The sequence below is a fragment of the Frankia sp. AiPs1 genome (assembly GCF_023716945.1).
In the GTDB taxonomy this organism is placed as follows: Bacteria; Actinomycetota; Actinomycetes; order Frankiales; family Frankiaceae; genus Frankia.
The window spans coordinates 1-4,216 of the sequence record NZ_JAMQQF010000522.1 but is presented as its reverse complement, the minus strand read 5'-3'; the positions used below and the strand labels follow the sequence as shown (position 1 = coordinate 4,216).

Annotated in this window: 5 protein-coding genes and 1 pseudogene; 4 read left to right on the top strand and 2 right to left on the bottom strand. The window is 73.4% G+C overall.

Going from position 1 to position 4,216, the window contains the following annotated elements; genetic code table 11:
* The coding region (locus ND748_RS26585; protein WP_251748941.1) for a polyprenyl synthetase family protein at positions 1-915 on the bottom strand (915 nt) is incomplete at its 3' end.
* Positions 916-944: 29 nt separating this feature from the next.
* Between ND748_RS26585 and ND748_RS26580 the strand changes: the two genes are divergently transcribed.
* The gene (locus ND748_RS26580) at positions 945-1,631 is read left to right on the top strand and encodes a hypothetical protein (RefSeq protein ID WP_251748939.1); all 687 of its coding nucleotides are present in this window, start codon (positions 945-947) and stop codon (positions 1,629-1,631) included.
* Between the two features lie 91 nt (positions 1,632-1,722).
* A complete protein-coding gene (metF, locus tag ND748_RS26575; protein WP_251748938.1) occupies positions 1,723-2,619 on the top strand; it encodes a methylenetetrahydrofolate reductase [NAD(P)H] in 897 nt (298 codons plus the stop codon).
* Here the strand turns inward: metF and ND748_RS26570 are convergent, their stop codons facing one another.
* Complete coding sequence (locus ND748_RS26570; protein WP_251748936.1) at positions 2,620-2,868, bottom strand: hypothetical protein; 249 nt, start codon at positions 2,866-2,868, stop codon at positions 2,620-2,622.
* Between the two features lie 116 nt (positions 2,869-2,984).
* Here ND748_RS26570 and ND748_RS26565 point away from each other — a divergent pair, with 116 nt between their 5' ends.
* The gene (locus ND748_RS26565) at positions 2,985-3,683 is read left to right on the top strand and encodes a CDP-alcohol phosphatidyltransferase family protein (RefSeq protein ID WP_251748934.1); all 699 of its coding nucleotides are present in this window, start codon (positions 2,985-2,987) and stop codon (positions 3,681-3,683) included.
* 348 nt (positions 3,684-4,031) lie between these two features.
* A pseudogene (locus tag ND748_RS26560) lies at positions 4,032-4,216 on the top strand (hypothetical protein); the annotation flags it as partial.

Here is a 4,216-nt window from a genome sequence, read left to right as displayed (position 1 = left end):
GGGCCGGGCCGGGCGACCGACGAGGTCGAGCAGCCGGGCCGCGTCCACCGGCCGGGCCTGGCGCAGGGCCAGCGCCAGCAACCCGTTGGGCCGGCCGTCGCGCAGATCCTCGCCGGCGGGCTTGCCGGTCACCGCCGGGTCCCCGAACACCCCGAGGATGTCGTCGCGGAGCTGGAACGCCTCACCGAGCGGATGACCGAACGCCGCGTAGGTCTCCAGCAGGCCGGGGCGGGTCCCGGCGAGCAGGGCGCCGAGCTGCAACGGTCGGACGACCGTGTAGCCGGCGGTCTTGTACCGGGCGATCCGGGCGACCCGCGCCGGGTCGAGGCCGCGCCGAGGCCCGTCGCTCGGTCGCTCGGCCGGCACCTGGCTGGTTTCGGCGCGCACCTGGCTGGCGAGGTCGAGGTACTGGCCGGCGACGAGTTCGCTGCGCATCCGCGCGTACGTCGGCCAGGCCCGCGCCAGGGCGCCGGGAGTCAGCCCGCTGGCCATCAGCAGATCGTCCGCCCAGGTCAGGAACAGGTCGCCGAGCAGGATCGCCGCCGAGCGGCCGAAGGTGTCCGGATCGCCGCCGAGCCGGGACAGGCGGTGCACCCGGGTCAGCCGGCGCTGCGCGCTCGGCTCACCGCGACGCAGCGGCGAGCCGTCCATCACGTCGTCGTGCACCAGCGCACAGGCGTGTAGCACCTCCAGGGCTGCGGCGGCCGTCACGATCTCGTCGCAGTCCGGCCCGCCGGCGCCCCGCCAGCCCCAGTAGCAGAACGCGGGCCGCACCCGCTTGCCCTCGCTGAGCAGCACGTCCTCGGCGACCCGGACGAACGGTTCAAGATCGGCGTCGATGTCGCGCAGTGCCGCCCCCCGGGCGTCGGCGAATCGGCGCAACACGGCGGAGACCCGCGGCCGGACATCGGTCATCGGGGACCGGGGTACCGTGCGGTGTGCCCGTGTTCGACACCGCCATCCTGGTGATCGCCGTCGTGCTGTTGGCCGCCGCGATGGGCGGTCTGTCGCTGTTGCGGATGCCACCCGCCGAGCTGGTTCACACCGTCGACGGTATAGAGGCCGTCGAGGTCATGGTGGCCGCGGGCCGGGTCGAAGTCGCCGAACGTGACCGCTCTGACGTGCGCGTCGACCTCACGGTGCGGCGCCGGCCCGGCCGGTCGAGCCCCACGGTGACCACCGCCGGGTCGGTGCTGCGGGTCGACGGGCGGCGCAGCGACGTGCGGGTCAGGCTGGCCGTACCGCCCGGCACCCGGGTGCGGGCGGAGGTGCTCACCGGCGAGATCACCCTGTGGGGCGTGCGCGGGCAGCTGTCGCTGGTGACCCGCGACGGCACGATCGCCGGCCGGGAGCTCGGCGCCGGCCCGGTCGCCGCCCGCAGTCGGGGTGGGGACGTCAACCTGCACTTCAGCGAGCCGCCGGACGCCGTCCATGCGCACACCGAGTCGGGTCTTCTGACGATCATGATCCCCGACGGCGGGTACGCGGTGGAGGTCGAGACGGGTGATCCCAGCGCGGTCGACGTGGCGCTGCCGCCCACGCCGGGGGCCACCCGGCGGGTGGTGGCCCGCACCGTCGCCGGCCGGGTGCGCATCGGCCTGACCGCCCCGCTGGGGCCGCTGCCGATCTGATCCCGCCCGTTGATGTCGTGGGACGGTCACGCGTGTTTCCGGCTCCGGGGTACGTTCCCGGCCGTGGTCCGCGCCGGTCTACTCTCCTCGCATGACGGCGGTCAGGAGTGCGGACGCGAAACCGGCGACGATGGGGGAGTTCCTCGCCTCCGGGCGTCCCTCGTTCTCGTTCGAGTTCTTCCCTCCTCGCACGCCTGAGGGCGAGCGTCACCTGTGGACCGCCCTGCGCCGGATCGAGGCGCTGCGCCCGTCCTTCGTGTCGGTGACCTACGGCGCGGGCGGCTCGACCCGGGAGGGCACGATCCGGGTCACCGAGCGGATCGCCACCGACACCACCCTCACGCCGATCGCTCATCTCACCGCGGTCAACCACTCCGTCGCCGAGCTGCGTCAGGTGATCGGCAACTACGCGGGCGCGGGCGTGCGCAACGTGATCGCGCTGCGCGGCGACCCGCCCGGCGACCCGCAGGGCACCTGGACGGCCCATCCGCAGGGCCTGAAGCACGCCGACGAGCTCGTGCGGCTGGTGAAGTCGGTGGGGGACTTCTGCGTCGGGGTGGCGGCCTTCCCGGACAAGCACCCCCGTTCGCCCGACTTCGACACCGACGCCCGGTACCTGGTGCGCAAGTTCGACGCCGGCGCCGACTACGCCATCACCCAGTTCTTCTTCGGCGCCGACGACTACTTCCGGCTGGTTGACCGGGTCCGCGCGTTGGGCTGCGACAAGCCGATCATTCCCGGGATCATGCCGGTGACGAACGTGGCGCAGATCGTCCGGATGGCGCAGCTTTCCGGCGCCGACTTCCCGCCCGTGCTGGCCGCCCGGTTGCAGGCCGTCGCGGACGACCCGGCGGCGGTGCGCGCGGTCGGCCTCGAGGTGGCGACGGAGCTGTCCCGCCGCCTGCTCGATGGCGGGGCGCCTGGGCTGCACTTCATCACGCTCAACCGGTCGAGCGTCACCCAGGAGATCTTCGAGGCGGTCCGGTAGCTAGTCGAGGTCGTCGTAGGCTTCGAACACGCACAGCAGCCATTCGTCACGGAAGGTCTGCTCGCGCACCAGTGCGAACCCGGCCTGGTTGGCGGTGTCGATCACCGCCGCCGCGAGGCCGAGGTCCAGGGTGTTGAAAACCGGGGTGATCCGCACCGCGAGGATCACCTGATGGCGGTGGGAGGCGAAGACCACCCGCGGGTCGAGGTCCTCGAGGCTCTCCACCACACCGCTTACCTGCTCGGTCACGTCACTCCGCCCGGTCCGGGGTTGTCGCCGCGGCAGGGCCGGCACGACCTCGCCCCTGCGCCCCCACCGGCCGCGGCACGTGGTGGAAGACCCCGCGACTCTACGTCCCGGGCACGATGGAGGGTGTGTGCACCCCGGTACCCGACCGCGGCACCTTTCTGGCGCGCTGGTCGGCCCTGCACGGCGGCTACGACCCGCAGGGCGGACTGTGGCTGGTGCGCGCCTGGCTGACGCTGGTCCACCGGCTGGCGAGCCCGTTGGCGGCCCGCCGGGTGCCGCCGTCGGCGGTGACCACGGCGGGCGTGGCGGTCACGGCGCTCGCGTTGCCGGCCGCCGCGGCCGGGGGCCGCTGGCCGCTGCTGGGGGTGGCCGTGATGGTCCTCGGGGGCGTCGCCGACAGCCTCGACGGAGCCGTGGCCGTGCTGACCGACCGAGTGAGTGCCTGGGGCTACGTCCTGGACTCGGTCGCCGACCGCTGCGGCGACGCGTTGTACCTGGTCGCGCTGTGGTACGTCGGGGCTCCGGGCGGCCTGCTCGTCGCCGCCGGGTGCGCGCTGGGGTTGCTGGAGTACACCCGGGCGCGGGCCGGCAACGCCGGGTTCGGGGAGATCGGCGTCGTCACGGTGGGGGAGCGGCCGACCCGGCTTGTCATCGCCGCGTTCGGGCTGGCGGGCGCGGGTGTCGCCCCCGGTCTGGCCGGCCTCGCCGGGACGGTGGGGGCGGGCGCGACGCTCGCGGTCTGCGCGGTCGGCCTCGGCCAGCTCTTCGCGCTGTTGCGCACCGCGTTGTCGGGCCAGCCCCCGCCTGGCGACTAGCCGTACCAACTGCTTTCGGGGAGATCAGCTCCGTACACGGACAGTTTTGATTGTCGTGCGACCAGCGGAGTTCGGAGGAGCGGGACGGCCGCGGTTGACCGGCGGTTGTTCCGTTGTCTCTACCCGTGGTGGCGCCCTCCCGCACGCCGGTCGACCAGGCCGGACCGCCCCAGGTGGGAGCGGGATGAAACCGGCAAGATGATCCGCATTCACGGTCTTCTTGCCGCCTTTTCGCCCGGATCTGCGGATTCGTCGCTACGATCTGGCCAGCCGCTCAGTTCGCTGATCAGCCGCCGACCGCGGCCAGCCTGACCGGCGAACCTCCGCACCCACGAAAGATTCGGGGAAATGGTGTCGTACCTCGCCCGCAGAATGTCCCGTCCGCGTGTCGTCGCGATCGTTCTGGCCCTGGCCGCGATCCTCGTCGTCAGCCTGCTGCCGACCTGGCGGGCCGAGGCCGCCACGCCGGCTGCCACACCGGCCCCCGCCCCCGCCCAGCGGGACGGCGCCGGGGCCCGGGCACTTCCTTGCCC